The sequence below is a fragment of the Acinetobacter higginsii genome (genome assembly GCF_000369525.1).
Lineage (GTDB): Bacteria > Pseudomonadota > Gammaproteobacteria > Pseudomonadales > Moraxellaceae > Acinetobacter > Acinetobacter higginsii.
In genome coordinates this window covers 29,919-31,140 of record NZ_KB850068.1, presented here as the reverse complement: position 1 = coordinate 31,140, position 1,222 = coordinate 29,919, and the positions used below count along the sequence as shown (strand labels likewise).

Sequence of the window (1,222 nt, the reverse complement as noted above, 5' to 3'; positions counted from 1 at the left end):
ACGGAAAAGATTCGGTTTACGCATTAACTTAATTGCTGCACTCGTAAACCGGATAAACTTGCAATAATGACTTTCGCAAGAGATCTATTTTATTTAAATACTTTAAAGATTTCCTAAAATTAACATAATGCACGTTATACGAAGTCAAAAAAATGGGAGCTAAGCTCCCATTTTTAATGCATTTAAAATTCGAATCAATGTTGCTGCTGGTCCTGTTGGATAGCGTCGGCTTTGTTCCCAGTTTTGCAGAGTACGATGGCTAATGAAAAGAGTAATTTTAAATGAGTCCTTGCGATTTAAGTTATTCATCGTCTTTGTGATGATCATTATCTAATAGCTTACAAGTAAAAATTATTGCTAATATGACTAGGCTAGAAGAAATACCAGCATATAAGTTGGCTAAAGTTCCACCAAAAACAACAATATCTTCTAAAAACAAGATGACTATAACTATAATAGATACATGTAATATAATAATTTTTAGATCATGAAACTTATTAATTGATAGTGTCTTAAGAAAAGAACTATTGTCAAAAATAGCTTGTTGAATAAATAATTTATAAAAACCTGCTGAAATTAAATGAAATGTAATAGCAATTAACGAGACATCGAGGATTTTTAAAAATTTAACAACAACTATTTTTACTTCAAAATTAGTTGCATATATATTTTTTATAATAAAAATTATTGCATCAATTAGAAGGTATATAGTTGATAAATATAAAAAAATAGAAGATATTATGCAATTTATAATAACTATAATAACTAAAAATCTACTCTTTTCAAAAAAATTTTGTAGCACTTGATAACATCCATTAAATGAAAAAAACAAACAACTATTAATCAAAATCGCGGATAAGAAATTGATTTAAAAATGAAGAAGACTAATGTGGTTCCGTTAATTAGACAACTCAATTCAGTTTTATAAGTGATAAACCCGCTCTAAATATTTAAATTATGCTGCCATTACTTTTAGTAAATGTTGATCATAAAATTCATTCGGTGTTGCCTTATTCAAACTTGAATGAGGACGTATCATGTTATAAAAATCCAAATATTCAGCAATTGATTGTATCGCTTGTTTAACCGTATCGTAAGCCTTCAAATAGACTTCCTCATGCTTCACGCTGCGCCATAAACGCTCAATCATCACATTATCCATCCATCGTCCTTTTCCATCCATACTGATACGGATATTTCGCAATTTTAACTCATTCAAAAA

General features: G+C 28.6%; 2 protein-coding genes and 1 pseudogene. All 3 read right to left on the bottom strand.

What is annotated here, in order from left to right; translation table 11 throughout:
• Positions 1 to 159: 159 nt before the first annotated feature.
• Positions 160 to 282, bottom strand: a pseudogene (locus F902_RS23090) (helix-turn-helix domain-containing protein); the annotation flags it as partial.
• 19 nt (positions 283 to 301) lie between these two features.
• Positions 302 to 802 carry a YqhA family protein gene (locus F902_RS00485; protein WP_005200043.1) on the bottom strand — a complete coding sequence of 167 codons (501 nt, stop codon included), beginning with the start codon at positions 800 to 802 and terminating at the stop codon, positions 302 to 304.
• 153 nt (positions 803 to 955) lie between these two features.
• Positions 956 to 1,222 (bottom strand): integrase core domain-containing protein (locus F902_RS00480; RefSeq protein ID WP_005200042.1); only part of this gene is annotated, 267 nt, incomplete at its 5' end.